Origin of the sequence: Sulfidibacter corallicola (assembly GCF_017498545.1) — a bacterium.
Lineage (GTDB): Bacteria > Acidobacteriota > Holophagae > Acanthopleuribacterales > Acanthopleuribacteraceae > Sulfidibacter > Sulfidibacter corallicola.
In genome coordinates, this window is sequence record NZ_CP071793.1 from 7,650,974 (window position 1) to 7,674,849 (window position 23,876).

The window sequence follows — 23,876 nt, forward strand, 5'->3', positions numbered from 1 at the left end:
TCGGAGGCATGAAACAGACCCGTAGTGATGTCGCCAAAGTGGCTGACTTGGAGATTGAAAACAAGCTTTTACGGGAAGAAAACCGCCTTCTGAAAGCGAAGTTGTTCGGCCGTTCGAGTGAATCGAAGAAAACGCTGTCCCAAGATTCGCAACCCAGTCTGTTCTGCGTCGCAGAGCTGGAAGCCGACGAACCGGACGAGGCATCCTCCGAAGAAACGGTGACCTACACGCGACGGAAACCCCGCGGGAAGCGCAAGCCGATCCCCGACCATTTCCCACGCCGCGAAGTCCTGCACGATGTCGCCGAAGAAGACAAAGTGTGCGCTTGTGGGGCAGAGCGAACACGCATCGGAGAAGAAACCAGCGAGCAGCTCGATCTCATCCCGGCCAAGGTCGAAGTGATTCGCCACGTGCGACCCAAATACGCCTGCCGGAGCTGCGAAGGCTTGGAAAGCACAGATGGGACGGTCGTGATCGCGCCGGCCCCGGAGAGCATGATCCCCAAGAGTTTGGCGGGGCCGGGCTTGTTGGCCGACGTGATCACCGCAAAATTTGCCGACGCGATTCCGTTTTACCGCCACGAAAAGCGCCTCGCCCGCCTGGGCATCGAGCTGTCGAGAACGGTGATGTTCCAATGGGCTGAAAAAGTGGCGAATCGCTGCCGGCCCTTGGTCGCGCTCATGAAACGAACCGCGCTTTCCTTGCCTTATCTCCAAATCGATGAGACACCGGTCCGCGTTCATGGCGAGGAAGACAAAGCCAACACCACGCAATCGTACATGTGGGAGATTCGCGGGGCACCACCTGATGGTCCACAGATCATGCTTGATTTCTATAGCCCCACGCGAAGCGCCGATTTCGCCAAAACGTTTTTGTCCGAATATCAAGGGCTCGTCCATTCCGACGCGTACAGCGGTTATGGCTTTCTGGAAAAGGTGCCCGGTATCGTGCATCTGGGCTGCTGGGCGCACGCCAGGCGGAAGTTCTCAGAGACAATATTGGCGACCAAGAAAGGCAAGGGCGGCAAGAAGCAGTCGAAAGCGCATCGAGTGCTGAGCTATATCGGCAAGCTGTATCAACACGAAAAGAAAGCGGATGCTGTATAATGGACCCCATAATCGAGACCAGGAGCTAAGCTTCAAAAGCGTTAAGGTGGGACCTCGGGTAAACAGCGGGGCAGAGAGCCAAGGGGGAGCATAAAGCGGGCGCTCCACCATAGTGTTGGGGCCCACCCCTCGTACCCCAGGGGACACCTTGACGGCCCAGCAAGCTGCGCCATCAAGATGTCCATGGTGCGCCAGGGGTCCACCCTAACACCATGGTCGTTCGTCCGTTTATATCCCCCTCGGCCAACAGCTACTGCGGAGCCGGAGAGAGGTAAACCGAGTTTTGGCTAGGAAGCGCAACAATCACGATCCCAAGTTCAAGTCCCGGGTGGCTTTGGAAGCGATCCGCGGCATCAAAACGGTCTCGGAACTGTCAGCCCAGTACGGGATCCACCCGACCCTGATCAACCGCTGGAAAAAGCAGGTGATCGAGTCCCTGCCGGAGATATTCGAGAGCGGGAAGGTTCCTCGAAAACCCGCCGGCGAATCACCGGAAATCGGCAAGCTTTACGAACAAATCGGTCGTCTCCAGGTGGAGCTCGACTGGCTCAAAAAAAAATCTGAATCCCTGCATTGAGGAGAAACGGCTGTGTATCGAACCCCATCACCGCCGGTTGAGCATTCGCCGGCAGTGCGCCTTGCTTGGGTTATCGCGAGCCTCGTACTACTACGAGCCGCGACCCGAGAGGCCCGAAAACCTGGCCTTGATGTCGGAGATCGATCGTATTTACCTGGATTTCCCCTACTTCGGCAGCCGACGCATGGCCGCCTTCCTACGAGATCGAGGGTATGCGGTCAACCGGAAACGGATTCAACGGCTAATGCGGTTGATGGCCCTGGAGGCCGTGTATCCCAAGCCCCGCACCAGCGCGGCCAACCCGGCCCATCGCGTGTATCCTTACTTGCTGCGGGACCTGACCATCACCCATCCCAACCACGTTTGGAGCACCGACATCACCTATGTGCCGATGCGGCGAGGCTACATGTACCTGACGGCGATCATCGACTGGTACAGCCGGTACGTGGTGGCTTGGGAAATCTCCAACACGCTGGATGGAGCCTTTTGCCGCGAGGTTCTGAGACGCGCGCTGCAAAACAAGAAACCTTCGATATTCAACACCGATCAAGGCGCGCAATTCACGAGCCCGAAATTCACCGAAATCCTTCAGGAGGCAGAGGTTCAGATCAGCATGGACGGCAAGGGACGCGCACTGGACAACGTGTTTGTCGAACGATTGTGGCGTTCGGTGAAATACGAGCACATCTACCTGCACAGTTACGAAAACGGCCTGGAACTGTACCATGGGCTTCACAGGTACTTTGAACACTACAACAACGAGCGGCCACACCAATCGCTCGGCAACCAGAAACCTTCCGAGGTGTACCACGCCACCGAAGCTTAAGATTGGCACTTTTTGGTCTAGACAACGGGGTCCACTATACTGCCGGCTTGCAGGGCGAGGCTCGTGCAGCGTTCCGTCGGGAAAAATCGGAACCCATGGCGCAAGCCTTGAAAGCGGAACTGGATGAGCTTCATCCCAAGGTGCCGCCAAACAGCAAATTAGGCAAAGCCATCGGTTACACGCTGAACCAGTGGCCCAAGCTGATGCGGTGCCTGGAACACGGTGAGGCGAGACTGGATACGAACCTCGTTGAAAACGCGATTCGGCCGTTGGTCCTTGGGAGAAAAAAATTGGCTACACTCCGGAAGCCCGAAAGGGGCTGAATCAAGCGCGATTCTGTTTTCAATGATCGAAACGGCAAAGGTAAACGGCTGGGAACCCTATGCCTAATTGCGGTTTCTGTTTGACCGCCTGCCGAACACCAGGCCAGGTCAATACAAGAGCCTCCTTCCATTCATCGCCAAGCCGTCTTCCTAAATTTTCCGGGGCCTGGCCTGCCTGAAAAGCAGGTCCTCGTAACTGGGTCTCAGTGTAGGCTAGAGTTCTTTTCGCGACCAGATGTGGTTCGCTTGGCTCTTACCCTAAGCTGAATCAGGATTTGAGACTGGTTCCGCTGCAAGAGAACACAGTGAGGCATGAGGCTCCCAGCAGACGTGATGGCATGCGTTTCGAGGCATCACGCTGATCATTCGAGAGATGCGCATCTATGCCAGCGATAACTATCCTGACACATAGGGAGAATACTGGGGGTTGCCCCATCAAGATATTGATACAAAGTTTAACCAGAATATACCTAGCTTAATGCTGGGCGAACTCTCCGAAACCAGATTTTAATATTTCCAAGAATGTTTTATTCCTTGCTTCAGCGTCGTGGATAAACGCTTGATAATCCATTACAAATATTCCTGTGGGAACAGTATGTGTACGATTTTGAAGAGAGGGCATTATTGGAAACTCTTTGTAAAAAAGATTCCCTGAGGAGTACAGTTCAATAAATTGGTCTTCCAGCAGAGATCTTTTGAACTCGTCATCGAAATCTACGATCCCGTAAAACCACATTCGTTGAATTTTTCCTGGGTAATGCAAGACAAGTTTCCTTGCTCTTTGACGCAACTGACTGACAACCTCTTCTTTTTTGGCCAAAGATAGCCCGAGCTTTTTCAACTCAACTACTACCACGTCCACCTTTGGAGATGAATCAATGTCAGATGAAAAAATAATTGTAATATCAGGTCGTTTTTCAGTTTTAAACTCATTATCTACAATCTCTAATTCGCCGGCGAGTCTTTTCAGATCACAATCGCTTAATATGGTACGAAAATTCATGTACTTATCATCTAATAGCCAGGCGTTGTTGAAAAAAATATGTTCGCTTATTCGTTCATTCTGAAGAACTTTTTTCATTGGGACAATAGTGTTGTGAATTTCGGCTTCCGAGTTAGTGTCGTCAAACTCTTTGAGCTTGTTGATTATTAGGGTCCTGTAAAGAATATACTCAGTCAATAAGCGAGAGGAAATTTCGATAGACTTTTCGTACCGTTCCTGGTTGATCGAATCTGCTTCAAGTATCTCCCGTTGTGCCGCAAAAAATTTTTTCTGAGCATCCTCGATCACTCGGCTCTTTTCTATCAGCCCAATAGAGTTCCTGTCAAAATATCCACTCAAGTGGGGGTAATGCTCTAGAAAGAAACTAACCGTTTTTTCGTTGTGGATTTGTATTTCTGGGATTTCTTCCACCAATATTTTGGAAAGCTTTTCAACAAGGATGGATTTTAAAGTCCTCGTCTCATAATCACTCATCTCCAAGTGTTGCCTTGAAAAATTTGATCTACCTGTAAAAAAATCAGAGTAAACCACAAAAATCAACTCGTAACCAGAAGGCAATTGCGATTTATTAATGAGAGAGAGCTGTATTGCTCTTCCGTCTGAGCAAATAGATGTAATGATACTTGTGTCATTCTTGACTTTTTTAATAGAATATAATATCTCTAGCGTATTAAGCAGATCAAGACCAGTGGCAGGGAACTCTGCTTTTTTCAAGTCATCTAAGGATGCTACGTCTAGTTGTTCTTCTTCAACATTTAATATTTTACCATCAGGCTCAACTCGTTTCTGAGAAAATGATATTTTGAGGTCCTGCCTTTTTATTTTTTTCTCATATAGAATTGGAAAGAAATGCCGCAATATTGAAACCCTCAAACTTGCTGGGGAAATCGTCTCATAGGATTTAATTCTACCTCTGTTATAGTTGAAAAAACGAAGAGAAGTATTAGAGCTTTCATTCTCTGCTTCGGAGAGCAGGCACTCATCCTTGAAATCTTTGTTGAAACGAAATTCGCGCTTGCCCCCCGAAAAAACACTAACAATGTCAACATCATCAAAATATTTTAAAAAAACTAGCCGTCCGAAACCATTATGATCTTCTGATTCTACCTCTAACAAGTTTGAAAATTTCTGGAAATTTTTATCATTAAATCCAAGTCCATTATCAGAAATCTCAACTTCTATAGACTTAGAACCCTTGCTAGGGTCAATAACATTTTCAATAAATATCTCTGTTGCTCCAGCATCAATCGAGTTTGCAATTGCCTCGAAATAGACCAGCTCAAATTTGGGGTTTGGAAAAAAAAGATTGGCAGCATTCAACGTTTTAATTTGCATGCTCATTCTCCAAGCAACTGATCTGCATTTCTCTATAACCAGCACACACCATGGAGGGGTGAAAAACTCAGCCTTATAAGCGATTCTAGCAACCCACACCAATTCGAGAAAGAAAAAATTTTTAGTTCTAGGAGGAACTCGTGGATAGACTCCTTAACTACCTGTCGTCATACAGCAGTACCAGATATTGAAAGGACACCTATAGTCAAAGACCCAACTTTCTCTCAGAAGTTGGGAATGAAACCACGGATTCGAAACCAGCCTGTGAATGTAGTGGGCGTTCACCCGCTATCGAGTATTGTGACGGCACGCGGTGAGTTAAAATCCTGAGGTCGCACCGAGCTCCGGTCGCGGTGTAGCCGCAGATGATGCAACGCCGGAGCTTGTGTGCGACGCCGACAATGAATTTCGTGAACGGCCCACACACTACGAGCAACCCGACCACCGTCCACGACTAAGTAGTGGTGTTACAGGCGATGTTGGCGGCCGGGTGGTATCATCCGAAGTTCACGAAATGGTTCTCTTGACGGCGATCAGGCCGTGCCTTGGAGAAGGCCTGAGGCGGAGGACGAGGTCCTCGTCCTCCGGTTGGCATCAGCGACTGTGGAGAACGATCTGATCAGTCTCGTGGCCGATCCGATTCAGAGATGAGAACCAAGCGGGGACGATCGAGTAGAGACCTCGCGTTCGTGAACCTGGAGGGCGGAGGGCGAGGGCCTCGTCCTCCAGGTGGAGTTTGTGGTCGTGGTGGGCATGGAAGAAACCGCCGCTGCACTGCGGCATGTCCAATCAAACGTTCGCTTTTTTACCTCAACACAACGCGACCGCGGGTTCGTAGAAAAGGATTAGGATGGGTAAACCATTCCCGTTTAGGTTTTCAAAGTAAAACCAGTAAACGATGGGAAATGTACCCGCTACCCGAGACCGAAACGAATTCGATCCTTCCGATGGTTGTGAACCACGCTAGGTCCTTTAACCAACTGAGTATCCTGGCCAGGCAGTTTGTGAACCCAAGCCCTGGCGGGGCCCCCATGGAGAAACCTTTCGAGATTGGGCAATAGAGGCCCTTGCTGATAGACTGGGGAACTTCTGAGGGCTTCTGAATGTACAGCTGAATTGGCCCAGTGCGCCGGCAGACTCTATGTAGAATTGTAAAATGAAACGGCTTTGAGTCAAAACTCCCCGAAGTAAAGGAAAAGGAGCGTTGCCGTGTGGTTCAAGCGCAATACAGGAATCGGAATGAATCACCCCGGGATTGCCTGTTCAGCTAAACGACCTTTTATGGGTAGGAAATGCGCCCGATAACCATGAGGTGCGACGATGACCAAGAGAACCTACCGCCAGATTATAGTTGGCAACCAACAATACCGGTACTCTATCGGAACCCCCAGTTTGGGTGCAGGCTATTTTCGTCTGAGGATTTGGATCTGGGAAAAGACGAGAACGGGCGCCGAACTGAAGGTGGAAGGCTCGTGGATTCGAGATTTTTGGCTGGATGCTCCCGGTGAGATCAAAAGGGACCGCTTCTGGTACAAACATCCAGCCATTCAGCCTCGACATATTGCGCGGATGATCCAACGGGCTTTGTACTTGGGATGGAAACCGATGGTCAAGGGATCACCCTTTATATTGGTCACGGAAGACGATCCATATTTTGAAAATCGTTGATGGTTGGCCGTTCCCCGCTTGAATAGACAGGAAATGGAGTAAAGGAAAAGGAGCGTTCACTGGTATCGTGGGCCAGTGAAGAGGGAGATTGTCAAGTGCTAAGGATGGATAGAAATCGAATTCACCCCGTTTCCACTTTTTTGGCCTTCGTTATTCTGTCGGTGTTGACTTATCAATTCCCTTATAGGCCGGATTGTTTTTACGGATTTGAGATGTTCCCATTAGTTTCGATGCCATGGCTTTTGCCCGTATGCATTTTGGGTGGATTGCCTAAGTCTTGGGCTCCGCCTCTTTCATTGGCCCTTCTTCAAGCGTCATATTTTCTTCTCTTCACGCTTTGGGCTTGGAGGGGCACCTTCAGGTTGGTGAAGACGTGCGTGTTGGTGGTTCAATGCTTTCTTTATTGGCTCTTCTTTGTTGCGTTGAGGATGACCTTCGTGCCGGTCAATTAGTGTATTAAGAACCCATTAGAATTTGGTATGTTGTCTACCACGATGACCGATGATCGATCGTCGAATTTGACCCAGACTGTAAGTGAAGTTGAACCTCGACTTTGGCAAATCACGCCTATTGAGGTAGGGGCTCGGCCCAGTTACCACCGACCGGGAACGGTCGCCACCACACGATGCTGCGCGTCGAGTCTCATCCGAAATAAAGGAAAAGGAGGGTCCGTGGGCACGACTCGTTTCGAGCAAATCGACGGTGACGTAACCGTTCTGCTGAAGATCTCGAAGCCAAACTTCGCAAAAGCCAGATTTAGGACCGAAACCAAAATGATATCTCCAACCGCTTTCTATTTCCTTTCCTTGCTATTTTTTGGCCCGTCAGCCTTCACCAATGCCAAGTCCCAGGCGGCTATTCCGGAGCATCTAGAGGTGTACGGCCTTCGCGAGATTGAAAAGTGGCCTACCCAACCCAGTGAAGGGCAATGGTTGTATCGGTTAAGCCCTGATGGAATGAGGCCTCTTTTCGCCTGGGAAGAAGACGACCAGGGACTTCAATCCTTCTTCAAGACGATTGAAAATTTGGTTCAAAACCCAAATGATGGGCGACTGGCATTTATTGGGCGCCACTGGATACTCAACGGACAAAGGCCCACTCTTTTTTTACTGTACCCTGACGGGCGTTTGACACTCGGAGTACACTATGCCGATGATGTAACCCCAAATTCGGATGGGCCCTTTGAAAGGGCGTTAGTTGCCCATGCAAAGCAAGTTCACCACGACAGTATTGGTATCACCCGACTCCCTTTTTCCAAGTCCGCTGAGATCTCCCGCCACTTCCGACGCGCAACGAGCGCCCTGTACAAACGGCTGACCTGGAACAACGACAAGAAAGGCCTGACGTTGATCGCACGAAACACGATCTTTACTATTGACCTTGCCAGCAAGGCTGTAAAAGTAGGGGGCGCGAAGTCCTACACCTACGAATTCGACGATCGAGCGGTGCCCAAGTGGTTGCTCAAAGGATCTGACCGATTCAAGTCACGCCTGAATACATTCCTGATTACCAGTAGGTCTTCACATTTTGGTGAACCGATCCACCTCTTACGGGGAAACGAGATTTTTCTCATAGATTGGAAGCGCCAGGCTGAACCTCTCTTCAAGATCAAAAAACAGAAAAAACAAATGGATTTGTTCGATACGCGAAAAATGAAGTTGGGCTCGGTTAGTGGATTTGATCTTCGAAACCGATATCTATATGCTCAGTTTAGTGGGAGAAATGGTGGTTTCTATAGTTTTCATTCGGGAAGATACTTGTTCATCAAAGATCGGATACTCTCCAATTCCGGGGACTTAGTCGCCGTAGTCGACCCAGAACATACCTTAGTGGATATGGCAAAGGAAGTACCAATTCTTGCAGCGTTTCACCAAAAAGAACAACGCTTGCTCGTCATGAATCTAAACCAGCGCCAAAAATTGGATGACCAACCCTTAGAGCACTTTGTCGTAGGCCTCAGTATTGCGCCCAACGGCGAAACCCTTTGCCTGGTCACCCAAACGCCTGATGGCGCCCCCGCTCTGTCGAACCCCACCCGAGACCTCCTCGTGTTCGACGTGACGCAATCGGGATTGTCACAACCGCGGGAAATACAAAATATTCAGTACGGCTCTGCCCTGGAAAAGGGATTCGTTTATGGCTCCGAGACTAAATTGGGTATTTATGTTTCTAACCAAATGATCGAGCCTCTTGAGTTCGATTGGCCTAAAGGTCTTACGCCGCACATCTTTTCGCGTGGACGGACCGTTTTTCCTTTTTCTCCGTTCGTTTGGTGACCTTTGACGGGACTCTCGAGTTGGAGAAGCGTTGGATGATTTAAAAAAATTCTCTGGCCGTTCCCTGCTTGAATAGACAGGAACGGAGTAAAGGAAAAAGAGGGGGATTGTCCTTGTTGGTGCTCAATGGTTGGGTGATCATTTTATACGGCCTGGGCGGTGAAGACAGTGTAGCGAGGGGAGTGAATGAGAAATGGATAATGAAGAAACTAATAACCTAAAGGGACGGGTTGATTTCAGTAAAGCGGCTCAATTGTCCGCAACTTTCTCGGTTACCATATTCATGTCCTTGTGCATACTTGTTAATAATGCACCAAAAAGTTGGAATCATATTCTAATACTACTTTGGGTTGCTTCAGGTCTTTTCGGTGCGGCTGCAATGAAGTTTGTCGATGAGTTATTCGATAGAGTCACCGATGACAACATTGATGCTAAAGAGAAAGGAGAGAGTAAGGAAAGTAAGGAAAGTAAGGAAAGTAAGGAAAGTAAGTATTTAAAACCTTATGGAAAACCTATTAATGGGATGTACTTCGTATGCTTCGATGAGAGGTTTTATGATATTGGCTTCACCTTATACTTTTCTTCATGGTTGATTTTCTTGGCTGCCTTTTACTCTGTTGGTTTTTTTATATATTCTGGCACCTGTTGTTTTCAAAATATGTTATGGGGCGTAGTCACATGGGACTTGTTTTTTCTTGTGGCTGTCGCCCATATCTATGGGACTGGATCTGCCGCAACTTATCATTTTTTGTGGACAAAATAACCCATATGACCCTGCTCGTTTTGTGTGGACAGGGTAGGAAGTAAAGAGAAAGGAGCCATGACCTCGGTGAATTACGCCTTTAGGGTAGGGGCTCGGACCAGTTACCGCCGGCCTGGAACGGTCGCTACATGTAGCGTTTGGGCAACCCCAAAGGCAGTTGAGTTCAATGACTATCGATTGTGGTCTAGACCTGGCCGATGTCGACATGGTAAGCCCAAATCTGCAGACAGGCTAAGATCAGAAAAATCGCACAAAACCCTATGTAATCAACTGGTTTTAGTCCTGGTAGAAGGTCGTACACCTCAAAACTGGGGTTGACCATGAGCTTGAAACCATATCTTAGGGACCAAGGGCCAATCCAAAAGTAAAAATTAAGCGCAGCCACGATCCCGAGAAGGGGTCCGAAAAAAAGCGTAGCCACAAAGGTGAAGATTACGCAAGGCAAGGAATAGAATAGAAAAACTGCAAATAATTAGTAGAGAATTCCTTTGTTGAAACCTTTGGATTTTGAGGAAAACCAGAAGAATGCTAGCGAATTAAAAACAAGGAAAAGCATCTCGAGCCCCTTTCGTTTAATGTGGTGATATTTTTTTATTGAACTATTTTATCCGAAATAAGAAAAAAAGGGAACGACCGGTGGTGTCAGGTTGACCTATACCCTAATCTGACGTCAGGATGGTCCCTTAAGAAGTGTCAGGAAAGAATCTGTTTTGCAATTTCTTGCCACACTCTCTTTAAGGTCATAGACTTCAACTTGACACTTTACGTTGGGGAGGCACTTTGAAGGGGCATCGTATTGGTTATGTCCGGGTCAGTAGTTTCGACCAGAATCCGGAACGGCAGCTGGAAGGCTCCGAGGTGGACAAGGTGTTCACGGAAAGCGCGTCCGGAAAGGACACCCAGCGGCCCCAGCTCGATGAGCTTCTCTCCTTTGTCCGGGAAGGGGATACCGTCGTTGTTCATAGTATGGATCGTCTTGCCCGGAACCTTGATGACCTCCGTAGGCTTGTGCAGCAGTTAACGGAGTCCGGCGTGCGTATTGAGTTCGTCAAGGAAAATTTGACTTTCACTGGAGAGGAATCACCGATGGCGAATCTAATGCTTTCGGTGATGGGCGCGTTTGCCGAGTTTGAGCGTGCTTTGATTCGGGAACGGCAACGCGAAGGCATCGCGCTCGCCAAACAGCGTGGTGCCTACCGGGGCCGCAAAAAGGCGCTTGCGCCGGAGCGAGCGTCCGAGCTGCGCCGGCGGGCGTTAGCTGGGGAAAAGAAGGCGCAGCTTGCCCGCGAGTACGGCATAAGCCGCGAAACCCTTTACCAGTACCTGAAAAATGAAGCCTGACCCAGCGCTGTGTTTGCTTTTCGCGTGATGAAAAGGTGTATACTTCATCATTACATCATGGGGAGGTCCTCTTGGGGAAAGAAGCTGTCTTCACAATGAAACTGGAACCTGATTTACGGGCTGAGTTCATGGCGGAGGCTGAGGCTGCTCACCGACCAGCATCCCAGATCGTACGGGAATTGATGCGTGAGTTTGTCCAACGCCAGCGTGAGGCCCGAGAGTACAACGACTTCCTGCGCCGGAAGGTCGAAGTCGCCAGGACATCGGTGCGCGCAGGCTTGGGCCAATCGAACGATGACGTGGAACTCGAATTCGCGGCACAGCGGGCTAAGGCGGCGACCGAGGCGTGAAGGTCATCTGGACACCCCAGGCACAGAAGGACCGTGCCGATATTTGGAACCACATTGTTAAGGACAAACCAGGAGCCGCGATCCGTTTGGACGAGCTGTTCGGGGATGCGGCAAGTAGCCTGTCGCATTCACCAACGCTTGGTCGAGTTGGGGGTGTCCCTTGTACCCGGGAACTCATCCCTCACCAAAGGTATCGACTGGTCTACGAAATCCACGAAGGGTCTGTGTGGATTCTAGCCTTAGTGCATACGTCCCGAATGTGGCCACCGCCTCAGTGATGTTATTTAGGGCCATAGCTGTAGCGGACCGCGATCAGTAGCGGCGGTTTTTTGCGACAAAAAGCTGAGACCCCCCAGAATTTAGCACTCTCCGAGTAGAGGAAAGGAAAATGACCAGGTCCGCGACAAGCCCTGTCGTCAGGGTCGGGAAGGGGTATGCCATGCAATGGGATCACTGGCCATCGGCCCTGGCACTGTTGACGTCGATGCCATGCTGATGGCCAGGTGTGACCGAACCACCATATTTGTGGATGACAAGCACGATCCGGCCCAACATTGAGACACCTTTGAATTATAGAAACTGAAGACCCCTGCTGCTTGGTGTTGGATTAATGGGGATATCCAAAATTTTCAGTTGGGAATTTCAACTTGAGAAAACTGTAGTTTTTGGGTCAGAATGATATCAACGAAATATTGGTGAATATCAATTGGACCTAGTGAACCAGGCGGCATGATCTGAGCGTGGATCGTTTGGCTTTATCTCGTCACGGTATGCCCCAAGCGCTTTAACTGCCAGTTAGGCATGTCTTTCGCTGGTCTCATTCATCGTGAAAAAGGGGCGATAAATGGAGAACTCTTCGGAAACCGAAACCGCCATCCCGCTTTCCAACATGGTCCAAGCTCTAAGAAGTGAATTGGAAAAAGCCATTGAAAAAGGAGCGAACCAGAACATTCGCTTTGGCATCCGAACCATCGAATTGGAATTGAAAGTCGCCGTCACCCATGACACGAAGGCCAAAGGTGGTTTCAAGTTCTTGGTGGTCGATGCCGGCGCCGACTACAACTATAAAAAAGAAACCATCCAAACCATCAAGCTCGTGCTCGAGCCACCCGTCGACACCGAGTCCGCGTCCGGGAGGGTCTTGCTCAATGATACCAAGTCCGGTGATGGACCCTTTTGATCGCGCATGGAAAAGAAAGCTCAGGTCGTTGAACGAACCGGATTGGTCATTGTGTGTTGGCCGCAGGAGCCAAAGAACTGGGCGATTTGCACCGGATACGCCGTGAGTTCGGCAATGGTCCTGACCTGTAAACACGTATTAGAGAGGGAGGGAGCTGGCGACCCTGGAGAAATCTATGCCAGCTTTCTTTTCGAGGGGAAAACCAAGCGGATTCCCCTTCCCCTCGAAATAGCTTGGAAGTCTCCCACGTATGATGTGGCCCTGCTTCGCTTCACCGAAGCAGTGCCCTTTGGGGTTCCAACCCCTATGCGATGGGGACTCTTGGACCACAGCCATGATTATCATGTCCCTTTTACCGCGCTCGGTTACCCGAAATGGAAAGAGGGAATGATCCCCCGTGATGGGGATAGCATCGAATTGCGCGAAGAACCCGTGCGTGACACGGATTCCGTGGGCGGGACCATCAAAACGGGATCAGGATCGTGTACCGCCGAATACAGCATGGACACGGACACGCGGTTCACGTTTGATCAATGGAAGGGATTTTCAGGAGCGCCCTGCTTCCATGAGGGTCATCTAATTGCGATCTTCAAAGGGGTGGATCGAGGCATCGGGGAAGGTAACAGCCATGCCGAAAAGGAAGCTTTTCACAAAAAGAAGATGAACATCCAGGCCCTCATAGAAGAAGGTCTCTTGAATAAGAATCACATCCTGGTTTCCTGTAAGTCATTCCTTGAAAACCCTAATTTCGTCAAGACAATGGGTCGAACCCTCCATTCCATCGAGCAATCGAATCAAGCCTACCGAGGGTACCAAAGCAGCTTTTTCCAAGCACTACCTCAGTCCCAAGAGAATCGGAAAAACCTGGTCGTGCTTCTGCGAAGTTTTACCAATACGGTACTCACCCAAATCAAAGAAAAACTTGGAATCCAATTACCTGGAACGGAGATCGCAGGCGACCCCGAGAACATCGCAAACGCCTTGCTCGATCAGGAACCAGACCAGGCGATTAATTTTCTCAAGAGGGTCATGGTTGGGGAAAAACAGAGCCTGGGTGACAACCTCGATAATCAAAATTGTGTTCAAGAATTTCGCGAACGCTGGCTTCGCTTACTCCAACATTTACTGATCAACGACTTTGGAGACGATTGGCAGCACCTTTACAAGGGTATGGCTGCTCAAGGCCCGCAGGAATCCGGTTCCGGCAACCACGTCAGAATTTCAAATTCACAAGGCCAGATTTTTCAACTCAAGCCGGCGATCCTTCATACGGCAGTAAGTCAAGCCCGGCTAAGTTTGGCATTTGAGGAATCCAGTGGAAAAATTCTCGCGGAAAACGGTTTTTTTACCTCGCATTCTCCCATTCCGCCAATGGGGCTGACCGAACTCGCGACCGAAGAAGAGCGGGCGATCAACCACGTACTGTGTTGGCTTTACAAGTTGAAAAATTGTGACTGGGCGGGGCCAGAAAAGCCGTTGTACAGCGACCATTTCGAAGACGTTCAGAAGAAGAGCCTGAAAAAACAGTTTAAAAGAGTACTCGAGGCCCTCAGCGAAGAAGAGAAAGCATTGATTCCCTTCGTCCTTTTCGACTTTTCTTCAGAAGGAACCGCTGGCTACAATGCCAACGCGCTTGCCGTCCTCAAACAGTACTTGCCAGATCTTTTCATCTACCAAAACCATGGTCGCCTTTGGACCACTGAAATATTCAAAACGGATCATGGCGATCTGATCGAAGACTTAATCGATTTCTTGAAAAGTCTACCCTGATCTTCTTTCTCGAGGACCACGCGATGCTAAATCATATACAACCCGGTGACGAACTCGATCTTGACCCGATGGGAACCTGGCGGGGGACCCGCCATATTTTCGAAAAAAAAGCGATATGGGCGATCCGCGCAGCCTGTGCCGCCCGGCGCCCCCTCCTGATTCAAGGGGAACCTGGTTGTGGTAAGAGCCAACTGGCTCGCGCCGTCGCCCAGGCCATGAAATGGCCCTTTATTTCCACCGTCATCCACCATCGCAGTGAATGCACTGATTTGCAATGGCATTTCGATGCGGTGGCCCGCCTCGGGCAGGCCCAACTGCTGAGTCAGCCGGGCGTGACAGTATTTTCGCGGAATGAGGGTCGGAGCACAACCGACGACGACGGTCACATCCGAGAGGTGCACTCGGAAAACGAGCCTCCGATTCGTGAGAAACGGCTCGCGGCAGAGCACTTCTTGGCGCCGGGCCCGCTGTGGTGGGCAGTCAATTGGGCTTCGGCGAGAGCGCAATTCCGTGCGTGTGACTTTGGGATCCAAAGTCAACCCCCTCATGTGCGTCACTGCCTAGATAAGAAACTGAAGGAAGAAGCGATTCAAAACCTCTCCGACGAACCGTATGCCATGCATGATCGCATTAACCCGACCGGCCGTGTGCTCCTCATTGATGAAATTGACAAGGCCAACGCGGACTTGCCCAATGGCCTCCTGGAAGTCCTCGATAACGGAGGCTTCTCGATTCCCTACCTTTCCAAGGGTCTGGTCACGCCAGATAAAGGCCGCCCGCTGGTGATTGTCACCACCAATCGCGAGCGCACCCTTCCGCCAGCATTCATGCGCCGCTGCTTCGTGTACACCATCAAAATGGACGAAGATCCGGAAGCCTTCAAATCTTGGCTGGTAGCGCGCGGGCGAGTTCACTTCGGCAAGTATGCTCATTGTCACGAGGAGGTTTTGCGCGAATGTGCCCATCAACTTTGGAAGTTTCGCAAAGAGGCCATTTCTCAGGGCCAAGGCAAGCCCGGCCAGGGTGAATACCTGGACTTGGTTCGGGCCCTTATGGAAATCGAGACTGATAAGGAGCAGCAGCGCAAACGTCTGAAGGACCTCGTCGAATTCGCCTTCGACAAAAGCCAACAGGTGGACTTGTGACGAAAACCCTTCCTCGTTCCCTTCTTCCGCCCTCCCATTCGGTGGGTCTGGGTGATTTGGTGCGCCTTTTTGATGCGTTCGGGAAGGAGGTCGGCAGAGAAATGGCGGAGTTCCTGGGGTTCGAACCTCAAGGTTCTCACAACCCATTCAAGAAAGAGGAGCAGGAACAGACGCCCTCCCCCCCTACAGGAGGGTCACCAACCCCATTCGAAGAAGAGGAGCCTGAACCGGTCGAACAAGTCACGGTTATCGATCTACCGATGTGGATCCTGAAGCACCGCGAGCGCATCGCCGAACCTTCCATGATTAGATCGGATGCCGCGGACTCCCAAAAACGGCAACCACAACGCGATCGAGCCAAGGTTGATGGTATTGCGATTCAGGATAACCATCCGCCTCTTTTTCCCTGGCGTGCCGTTGGGAAGGGGCTTCATCGGGTCTTGGGGGACATTCAATCCTCGCGGGCGATCGACGAAGCGCGGGCCGTGGCAGCGATCGCTCGGCTCGAACCGCTGTTAAAGGTGCCACGTCGCAAACATCATGATTGGCCGAACGATGTCATGGTCATCTTGGACGGCAGCTCTCACTTGACGCCCTATGCCAAGGATTATCTAGGGCTCGGCCAGGCCCTCGTGCGGTTGCTGGGGCAATCCGGTCAGACTCTGTGGTGGGTCGACATGGCGGGGATGGCCATTTTCTATCAAGGGACGTCCAAAGGGTTTCGCGAGGCGCCTGTTCCCATGCCTCGCCAGGACATGGTGGTTCTCGCACTTTCCGATTTAGGAACGCTGGCCCCGGGACAACGCCTGGCGACGCGCTGGCATCGAATCGGGCGATGGTACGCCAAGCATGGTGCGAGAACCTTCGCGCTACTGCCGGGAGAGCCACGTGCGCGAACTCCGAGGAGTTCGTGGACACGGTTGATCGGCTCGCTTCATACAGGTGTGGAACGCTATCGTATCCCATCCGAGGATGTCGTCCACGACGCCAAAAACCGTCGTCGCGAATGGGGCGTCGAGGTGTTGCTCACGTTGATGGCGGCCACCATTCGCGTGGAACTCGATTTATTACGTGCCTTGATGTTGTTACTGCCTTCCGATCTGTGGGGATTGGGTTTGGAATGCTTGGTCTGGCAACATGCGGATCTCGTCGGATCCCCTGAAATCAAGTGGCTTGACCCTGAGCGAAGACCGCACTATCGCAAGCGTTTCACCGACGAAGCCCTTTTCCGCGATCTTCCGGAGATCCGCGGCCAGGCCTTTGCACTCATCCGCCACTATCATCGGAACTTGGATGAGGCGATCGGGGAAGAGGAGCGGGTCGTCTTCCAAAGCGCAATAGGTGACGTCGAGAACGTCGATTTGGTCTTTTTCGAGGCGCTCGAAAGGCGGATGGTCGAACTTGCTGATCTCCGGGTTGCACGCTATATCCGTCGATTTACCCTGCGTCATTTCCACGACCCAGGACTCTGGGCATCAAGCGTCATCTTTCCCAGGTTGCTGGCGCTGCAGCGCCAACTCCTTGATACCCCCACCGACCCCATCCCTCCGGGCTGTGAACCCTATTTCCTGGACGAGGAAATAGCAGGAGTGATGCCGAAAACTGAATGGCGGATCATGTATTTCGGAGGGTCCTTGCAGCTCGTGCCTTCGGACTTGTCTTTGGTATCGCCAGACGTGGTGGCCCGGCGGACCCTTGCGACCTTCGAAACCGCGCGCGCCAGCCTGGTATGTGGCCCCCATTGGAACCGTCTCGAATCGAGAGCTTTGGATGGGGGCCAGCCGAGTTCGTTAGCCGATGGTCGAGGAGATCGCTTCTTCATTCGCACTGAGCGCGAGCGCATGAGTCTGACAAGACTCCGTCTGCCTGAGCCGGCGGTGGCCATGGGCGAGGACGAGCGCGGTGTTTGGATCCACCTGAACCAGACCCATAGTGGGCGGGATTTGTATTGGTTGGAGCCCCGCCGCTGGAGGTTGTCGTCCGGTCAATCCTTTTTTTGGAGGACCGGTGCGTGGGTCGACGCGGCGGTACACGCGATACTCGACAAGGAGTCGTTTCCCATTCCGCGCTGGGCCCAGCGGTCGGGTACCGACGAATACGGTCTTTTCGCCGATGTGATGATTGCGGGTGTTTCCCAGCGCTTCCGTTGGATCGGCCCTGGTGCCTTTAAGATGGGATCCACGGAAGCTGAAGATGGCGATGATGACGAACGGCCCCGGCATCCCGTCTGGATCACCAAACCGTTTTGGATGGCAGATACCGCCTGCAGTCAACGCTTCTGGACGGCGGTCATGGAAACCGAGCCCAGTCACTTCACGGGCAATGATCTGCCGGTTGATAGTGTTTCATGGAATGATGTGCGAACATTCCTCGATCGCCTCACCGAAACGTTGCCGGGAGCCGAATTTCGCCTACCTTACGAGGCCGAGTGGGAGTATGCCTGTCGGGCGGGAACCGCCACGCCTTTTGCCTTTGGCCATGCGATCACGACCGAACAGGTTAACTTCAATGGTCGGGCACACTTGGGCGGGGAAGTGCAGGGACAGAGCCGGGAGGGGACCACACCCGTGACGTCGTTTCCCCCAAACGACTGGGGTTTATTCCAAATGCATGGCAATGTTTGGGAATGGTGTCGCGATTGGGACGGGGCCTACACGGACGGGTTGGCCATTGACCCTCAGGGGCCCGATACGGGCCATGAGCGCGTGCTTCGCGGCGGTGGCTGGATCCGCTACGCCAGGCTCTGCCGGTCGGCGGCCCGGGACGCGGGCGGGCCTGGCGTCGGCTGGCTCGACTACGGCTTCCGCTTGGTCTCAGGTCATGGTGATTCAGAGGAAAAAGCGAAGCGTCCGGGAGTGCACCCAAGCAGCGATGACGGACAGGTGGCGGGGACCGACACCGGTCAGGCATCGCGGAAGAAGCGGGGGGCGTCATGAAATATCGATTCTTCCAGATTCCTGCTCAAAACAGCGAGGCGGAAGCCGAGCGCCTCAATGCCTTTTTGTCCAGTCATCGGGTGGTTCATGTGGATCGCCACTTTGTGGCGGATGGTGCCAACAGCTACTGGGCCCTTGCGGTGAGCTGGTTGGACGGTGCCGCCGCACCGAATCGGCCCGGAAAAGAACCGCGTGTCGATTATCGGCAAGTGCTGGATGACGCAGATTTCCAGGTATATGCCCGGCTCCGCGAAATCCGCAAGCAATTGGCAGAAGAGAAAGGCCTTCCGGCCTATGCCTTGTTTACCAACCAGCAATTGGCCTCGCTGGTATTAAAGCGGGTGACTTCCGCACGCCAGATGTTGGCGATTGAAGGGATTGGCAAGGGGAAGTGCGAGCAATTTGGCCCCGCTTTCTTGACGGTACTAAAAGAAGTATTCGCGTTGAACAATGGCACTAACCAGGGTGTAGGGGAGTCCCATGGGAAAACCGAGCGCCATTCGAATGAATGACATTGCGGCGTGGGATAACCTCACTCACGCTGCTTGGCGCGCCGCGAAGGGGAAGAGACATCGCCGGGAGGTATGGGCCTTCATGAGCGTTCTCGAAAAGAGTTTGCATCGCTTGCAAGTCGATCTTTTTTCAGGGCATGCGCCCTACGGCCGCGAACACCGGTTTGTGATTCACGATCCCAAGCGCCGAGTGATTCACGCGCCTTGCTTTGCGGATCGAGTGCTTCATCACGCCATGATGAACTGTGTCGGCCCGGTTCTGGATCGGGCTTTGGTGGACTCGACCTTTGCGTGCCGAAAGGGAAAGGGTGCCTTTGCCGCAGCCAACGCGGTGCTTGCCGGGGTGCGTCGGTTTCCCTGGTATGTTCGCATCGATATCTGCGCTTATTTCGACTCAATCGTCCACGAGATCCTTTTGCGATTGTTGCGGAAGAGGCTGAAGGGTAGGGGCTTTTTTCGGTTGGTCGAGAGGATTTTTTCGTTCCACGGCGGTGCAACCGGGGTGGGTTTGCCGATCGGGACCCTTACCTCCCAACATTTTGCCAATTTCTACCTGAACGGATTGGATCGTTTTCTGCTCGAAAAGCAGAAGGTGGCCTGGCATGTGCGATATATGGACGACAGTATTTGGTGGTGTGCGAATAAGGCTCAGGCACGGGAAACCTTGGCCGCCGCGCGGACTTGGCTGAGGGAGGAACTGAGCCTTCAAATCAAGGGGAAAGGCTGTGTGGGGAGATCTGCGCATGGCGTCGGCTTTTGTGGTTTTCGTATGGTCCGATCCGGTCTACGTCTGAGCCGAAGACGATGCCGTCGTTACCTTCAGGGGCGACAACGATTGGAGCGGGCCTATCGAGAAGACGCCTTGACGTCGGGCCAGTTGCAACAAGGTTTTTCCGCTGTCCTGGCGATTACAGCAGGTGTCGATGCGGTGGGTTGGCGTATCGCTGGTCATCACTTTTTTCAGGAACTCGATGTATGATCGGGTTGGGTTCCGGTCTTAAGGCCATAAGCGCGTGCTTCGCGGCGGTAGCTGGATCAACAACGCCAGGAACTGCCGGTCGGCGTACCGGAACGCGAACGAGCCTGGCAACGACTGGCACGACTACGGCTTCCGCTTGGTCTCAGCTCAGCTGCCCCAGTGTGGCGACTGACCCGACCTGGATCCAGTCCAGGGAGCGCGATGCGCTACCTTGGCAAAAACCCATTGGGCCCCGATCTGCGAGTAGGCGTGGGCGACAAAATCGCCTTAGGACACTGAAAGCTGGTCGGGCGCTCCCCTTACCGGTGGTGATTCTTGCGTTTGATCCAGCCATGTGTCCTGCGTCCGCCTAGCGACTTTCCTTATCGCTGGACGGCTGCCTATGGTCAAGACGTCTATGGGATTTGGCAAACGATCGTATTTCGCGATGTACCCCAATCCTACCGATGGATCCCCCCGGGGACCTTTACCATGGGTTCGCCCGAGGAAGAGCACTGCCGAGGGAATTATGAAGCACAGCGCCGGGTAACCCTGAGTCAGGGGTTTTGGATGGCGGACACCGCATGTACGCAAGCCTTATGGTCGGCGGTCATGGCGGAAAACCCAAGCCACTTTAAGGGCGAAATGTTACCGGTTGAATCGGTCACTTTCGATAGGGTCACCGCTTTTCTGGAGAAGTGGCGCGACATGTGTCCCGAGGTGCCCTTGCGTTTGCCTACGGAGGCTGAGTGGGAGTATGCATGCAGGGCGAACACGCAAACGCCCTTTTGCTTTGGGGAAACGATCTCCACCGACCAAGTCAATTTCGATGGCCGTTACCCCTATCGGTCCAGTGATGCCAAAGGCGCTTTCCGGGAAAAAACGATTCCCGTAAAAGAAGTGCCCCCGAATGGTTGGGGGCTTTATCAAATGCACGGCAATGTGTGGGAATGGTGTGCCGATTGGTACGGGCCCTACGACGAGGAGAGCATGCTTGACCCAACGGGTCCTGATAGCGGCCATGAGCGCGTGTTTCGCGGCGGTGGCTGGATCAGCGACGCCAGGTACTGCCGGTCGGCGTCCCGGATCGCGTACGGGCCTGGCTTCGTCTGGCTCGACAGCGGCTTCCGCTTGGTCTCAGGTCATGGTGATTTAGAGGAAAAAGCGGAGCGTCCGGGCGAGCACCCACGTAGCGGTGGCGGACAGGTGGCGGGGACCGACACCGGTCAGGCATCGCGGAGGGCGCGGAGGCAGCGGTGAGGGAGAGTGCTAAATACCGGGGGGTCTCAGCACTCTTGTCGCAAAAAAACGGTCGTTTGATGAGCGGGTTTTCGAAGGCCGCCGAAATCGCTGGGAACCCGTCCAAAATGCTCTCATTTTGCCTTCTCAACAATCAACCTATATGTACCCGCTCGATGTCCCTATGTGTCAGGATAGTTGTAGCGACCTGCAATCATAAACGGCCGGGACCGCAAACAAGAGATGTTTCGGGACCACATTAACTGATTCTATCCACCTGGCCGGGCCCACATTAAATGAGAATGGGACCACATTATTTGCAACTGGGCCCGCAATCATCTGATCGGGACCACATTATTTGCAACTGGGCCCATTATTTTCTTTCGCTCAAACGAATCTCGACGGATTCACCGGCCGGCAAGTAGCCGCTCCAACGAAGTTTGCCACGCTCTGCTGTGACGCGTACTTCCTCTCCGGGAGCAGCATGGGCTTTCAGCTTGTAATGGCCTTGATCGTCGGTCCGAATCCCATCCGGTTCATGGCCGAGGACGCTGACGGTTACCTGTAGCGACCCGCGAACATATTTGGCCGGGACCGCAATCAAAGGGTCTTTTGGGCTCACATTAATTGATTCTATCCGGCATGCTGGGCCCACATTTTTTGCAACTGGGCCCGCAATCATCCGATTGGGACCACAATATTTGCGAATTGGACCAGGTTGGTTCAGCGACAAATGCTTAACGTGCGTTAGACTGGGTGAGCAGGCCCAAATACAGGAGGCACCTTTGCGCCTTTTGGCCACAGAGGTGGCATATCGAAATTATTGAGCCTCTTCAGGCTCTCGTTCACCCTCGTTCTGAATCTCTTCTAAGAGTTGTTTGAGATGATTCCGAATGGTGCGGAGATCTGCGGATAGCTCTTTGTCCTCGGCGTCGAGGAGCCACATCAGAGTGGGAATCTTTTTCATGAACTCATCGGTTCTACCCGCCGTCCTATAAGTCAACAAAAGGCTCCAGTGGCTGATCATCGTGTCAGGATGCCTTTCCCCCAAGGTGCGTTGCCTGATCTCCAGGACCTTCTCTTCCAGGATGCGGGCCCCGGGCAAATCCCCTTGGGCTTTGAGGGTTCCGGCCAAGTTGTTCATGCAGATCAAGGTATCGGGATGCGCGTCCCCCAAGGTGCGTCGCCTGATCTCCAGGACCTTCTCGAGAAGAACGCGGGCCCCGGACAAATCCCCTTGGGCGTAGAGGGATTGGGCCAAGTTGTTCATGCTCGTCAAGGTATGGGGATGCTTGTCCCCCAAGGTGCGTCGGCTGATCTCCAGGACCTTCTCGAGAAGAACGCGGGCCCCGGCCCAATCGCCTTGGGCTTTGAGGGATTGGGCCAAGTTGTTCATGCACCTCAAGGTCTGGGGATGCTCGTCCCCCAAGGTGCGTCGGCTGATCTCCAGGACCCTCTCGAGAAGAACGCGGGCCCCGGGCAAATCCCCTTGGGCTTTGAGGGTTCCGCCCAAGTTGTTCATGCACCTCAAGGTCTGGGGATGCTCGTCCCCCAAGGTGCGTCGGCTGATCTCCAGGACCTTCTCGTGGAGAACGCGGGCCCCGGCCCAATCGCCTTGGGCGTAGAGGGATTGGGCCAAGTTGTTCATGCTCGCCAAGGTCTGGGGATGCTCGTCTCCCGAGGTGCTTATTCGCTCATCCAAAAGTTTCGAAAAAAGGGCTCTGGCTTTTTTATAGAGCCCCATATTTACCAGAGCGACCCCCAACCCATTTGAATAGGTATGGCGATGCGGTTGCAGATTGACGGCTTCTTGGTATTTAGCAAGTGCCTCCCGATATTTTCCTACACCGTTTAGGGCCTGCCCCAGAAAAAAGGCTCGTTCTGCGAGCGTCTCGCGCTCATCCTCAAGAGCCTTTTCCTTCTTCTTAAGGCGCTCTTTTGACCTGTTGTAGGATTGCACCAGCGGCGGTATGGCCTCGGGGAACCTTCTTTCATACAACGCTGCCAACCCCTCATCAAAGAGATCCCCGGTTTGGTTCCTCCAGACCCGAATCGCTTGGTCGATTTCTTCTGGGGGCAAGCCCAGGTTCTCAGCCACGGACGCCAAGGCGAGTCTTTGCCGTTCCGCGTCACCAACTTGAGATGTGACGTCGAAGTGGGCCCCGATCAAGGTGAGCAAGTTCCTTACGATTTCCCGCTTGGCCGCCGCGGAGGCCAAGATATCCCGGTCCCCCTTTTTGACCAAGACCACGGTCACCGGTTTTTCCCGAGGGTTGGGGCAGTTGATCCTGAAATGGGGCGTGAGAAACACCCAAACTGAATCACCTTCTACTTTGAGTTCGACTTCCTCACCCGGATGCAGCTCTCCAGTAATCAAAAGGACCGTTCTGCCATCGTCTCCGGTCGGGGCCTCGGCTTGACCGGGCTTGGAGAAGATAGAAACGCCGGGGATGGGGTTCCCATGCAGATCTTCTACATAGAGGTTGACACGGGAAACCTGGGCCCAAGCCAAGGTGGGCATGAGAAGGATCATCCAACCTTTCATCGGGTCCTCCATGGCGTCGCAAA

The 23,876-nt window shown here is 52.6% G+C and carries 19 protein-coding genes; 17 read left to right on the top strand and 2 right to left on the bottom strand.

Annotated features, from left to right (window positions below):
- The first annotated feature begins 8 nt into the window (after positions 1-8).
- From tnpC to J3U87_RS35345, 3 genes are all read left to right on the top strand, one after another.
- Positions 9-1,106, top strand: a complete 1,098-nt coding sequence (gene tnpC / locus J3U87_RS23485; protein ID WP_237378218.1) for an IS66 family transposase — start codon at positions 9-11, stop codon at positions 1,104-1,106.
- Positions 1,107-1,389: 283 nt separating this feature from the next.
- Positions 1,390-2,509, top strand: a protein-coding gene (locus J3U87_RS23490) for an IS3 family transposase (RefSeq protein WP_420038222.1) whose coding sequence is annotated in 2 segments (ribosomal slippage) — positions 1,390-1,679 and positions 1,678-2,509 — 1,122 coding nt in all. Because the reading frame shifts where the segments join, the coding sequence is not laid out codon by codon here.
- 47 nt (positions 2,510-2,556) lie between these two features.
- The gene (locus J3U87_RS35345; protein WP_420038319.1) at positions 2,557-2,832 is read left to right on the top strand and encodes an IS66 family transposase; all 276 of its coding nucleotides are present in this window, start codon (positions 2,557-2,559) and stop codon (positions 2,830-2,832) included.
- 475 nt (positions 2,833-3,307) lie between these two features.
- Here J3U87_RS35345 and J3U87_RS23500 read toward each other — a convergent pair whose 3' ends face one another.
- Positions 3,308-5,170 carry an ATP-binding protein gene (locus tag J3U87_RS23500; RefSeq protein ID WP_237378220.1) on the bottom strand — a complete coding sequence of 621 codons (1,863 nt, stop codon included), beginning with the start codon at positions 5,168-5,170 and terminating at the stop codon, positions 3,308-3,310.
- A gap of 1,320 nt (positions 5,171-6,490) precedes the next feature.
- Between J3U87_RS23500 and J3U87_RS23505 the strand changes: the two genes are divergently transcribed.
- From J3U87_RS23505 to J3U87_RS23560, 14 genes are all read left to right on the top strand, one after another.
- On the top strand, positions 6,491-6,838 hold the full coding sequence (locus J3U87_RS23505; RefSeq protein WP_237378221.1) for a hypothetical protein: 348 nt from the start codon (positions 6,491-6,493) through the stop codon (positions 6,836-6,838).
- A gap of 671 nt (positions 6,839-7,509) precedes the next feature.
- Positions 7,510-9,114, top strand: a complete 1,605-nt coding sequence (locus J3U87_RS23510) for a hypothetical protein (protein ID WP_237378222.1) — start codon at positions 7,510-7,512, stop codon at positions 9,112-9,114.
- Between the two features lie 193 nt (positions 9,115-9,307).
- Positions 9,308-9,877: a hypothetical protein gene (locus J3U87_RS23515; protein WP_237378223.1), complete on the top strand. Its 570-nt coding sequence runs from the start codon at positions 9,308-9,310 to the stop codon at positions 9,875-9,877.
- Between the two features lie 780 nt (positions 9,878-10,657).
- Positions 10,658-11,218 carry a recombinase family protein gene (locus J3U87_RS23520; protein ID WP_237378224.1) on the top strand — a complete coding sequence of 187 codons (561 nt, stop codon included), beginning with the start codon at positions 10,658-10,660 and terminating at the stop codon, positions 11,216-11,218.
- A 71-nt stretch (positions 11,219-11,289) separates the two neighbouring features.
- Complete coding sequence (locus J3U87_RS23525) at positions 11,290-11,568, top strand: antitoxin of toxin-antitoxin stability system (RefSeq protein ID WP_237378225.1); 279 nt, start codon at positions 11,290-11,292, stop codon at positions 11,566-11,568.
- Positions 11,565-11,846 (top strand): type II toxin-antitoxin system RelE/ParE family toxin, encoded by a 282-nt coding sequence (locus J3U87_RS35350; protein ID WP_420038223.1) that lies wholly within the window; start codon positions 11,565-11,567, stop codon positions 11,844-11,846. Before J3U87_RS23525 ends, J3U87_RS35350 begins: the two co-directional genes overlap by 4 nt.
- Before the next feature lie 566 nt (positions 11,847-12,412).
- Positions 12,413-12,748 (top strand): trypco2 family protein, encoded by a 336-nt coding sequence (locus J3U87_RS23530; protein WP_237378226.1) that lies wholly within the window; start codon positions 12,413-12,415, stop codon positions 12,746-12,748.
- Between the two features lie 6 nt (positions 12,749-12,754).
- The gene (locus J3U87_RS23535) at positions 12,755-14,518 is read left to right on the top strand and encodes a S1 family peptidase (RefSeq protein ID WP_237378227.1); all 1,764 of its coding nucleotides are present in this window, start codon (positions 12,755-12,757) and stop codon (positions 14,516-14,518) included.
- A 23-nt stretch (positions 14,519-14,541) separates the two neighbouring features.
- Positions 14,542-15,663: an AAA family ATPase gene (locus J3U87_RS23540; protein WP_237378228.1), complete on the top strand. Its 1,122-nt coding sequence runs from the start codon at positions 14,542-14,544 to the stop codon at positions 15,661-15,663.
- A complete protein-coding gene (locus J3U87_RS23545) occupies positions 15,660-18,599 on the top strand; it encodes a formylglycine-generating enzyme family protein (protein WP_237378229.1) in 2,940 nt (979 codons plus the stop codon). Before J3U87_RS23540 ends, J3U87_RS23545 begins: the two co-directional genes overlap by 4 nt.
- Positions 18,596-19,111 (top strand): HRDC domain-containing protein, encoded by a 516-nt coding sequence (locus J3U87_RS23550; RefSeq protein WP_237378230.1) that lies wholly within the window; start codon positions 18,596-18,598, stop codon positions 19,109-19,111. Before J3U87_RS23545 ends, J3U87_RS23550 begins: the two co-directional genes overlap by 4 nt.
- Positions 19,112-19,193: 82 nt before the next feature.
- Positions 19,194-20,090 (top strand): RNA-directed DNA polymerase, encoded by an 897-nt coding sequence (locus J3U87_RS23555; RefSeq protein ID WP_237378231.1) that lies wholly within the window; start codon positions 19,194-19,196, stop codon positions 20,088-20,090.
- A 34-nt stretch (positions 20,091-20,124) separates the two neighbouring features.
- On the top strand, positions 20,125-20,262 hold the full coding sequence (locus tag J3U87_RS35355) for a hypothetical protein (RefSeq protein WP_420038224.1): 138 nt from the start codon (positions 20,125-20,127) through the stop codon (positions 20,260-20,262).
- 149 nt (positions 20,263-20,411) lie between these two features.
- Positions 20,412-21,329 (top strand): formylglycine-generating enzyme family protein, encoded by a 918-nt coding sequence (locus tag J3U87_RS23560; RefSeq protein WP_272932518.1) that lies wholly within the window; start codon positions 20,412-20,414, stop codon positions 21,327-21,329.
- Between the two features lie 799 nt (positions 21,330-22,128).
- Here the strand turns inward: J3U87_RS23560 and J3U87_RS35040 are convergent.
- The gene (locus J3U87_RS35040; protein WP_337249542.1) at positions 22,129-23,865 is read right to left on the bottom strand and encodes a tetratricopeptide repeat protein; all 1,737 of its coding nucleotides are present in this window, start codon (positions 23,863-23,865) and stop codon (positions 22,129-22,131) included.
- Positions 23,866-23,876: the final 11 nt, after the last annotated feature.

Bases quoted from the DNA above. Each gene is read 5' to 3' on its own strand.
- tnpC (WP_237378218.1), top strand. From the start codon at position 9: ATGAAACAGACCCGTAGTGATGTCGCCAAAGTGGCTGACTTGGAGATT.
- J3U87_RS23500 (WP_237378220.1), bottom strand. From the start codon at position 5,170: ATGCAAATTAAAACGTTGAATGCTGCCAATCTTTTTTTTCCAAACCCC.
- J3U87_RS23505 (WP_237378221.1), top strand. From the start codon at position 6,491: ATGACCAAGAGAACCTACCGCCAGATTATAGTTGGCAACCAACAATAC.
- J3U87_RS23515 (WP_237378223.1), top strand. From the start codon at position 9,308: ATGGATAATGAAGAAACTAATAACCTAAAGGGACGGGTTGATTTCAGT.
- J3U87_RS23530 (WP_237378226.1), top strand. From the start codon at position 12,413: ATGGAGAACTCTTCGGAAACCGAAACCGCCATCCCGCTTTCCAACATG.
- J3U87_RS23535 (WP_237378227.1), top strand. From the start codon at position 12,755: ATGGAAAAGAAAGCTCAGGTCGTTGAACGAACCGGATTGGTCATTGTG.
- J3U87_RS23540 (WP_237378228.1), top strand. From the start codon at position 14,542: ATGCTAAATCATATACAACCCGGTGACGAACTCGATCTTGACCCGATG.
- J3U87_RS23550 (WP_237378230.1), top strand. From the start codon at position 18,596: ATGAAATATCGATTCTTCCAGATTCCTGCTCAAAACAGCGAGGCGGAA.
- J3U87_RS23555 (WP_237378231.1), top strand. From the start codon at position 19,194: ATGAGCGTTCTCGAAAAGAGTTTGCATCGCTTGCAAGTCGATCTTTTT.
- J3U87_RS35040 (WP_337249542.1), bottom strand. From the start codon at position 23,865: ATGGAGGACCCGATGAAAGGTTGGATGATCCTTCTCATGCCCACCTTG.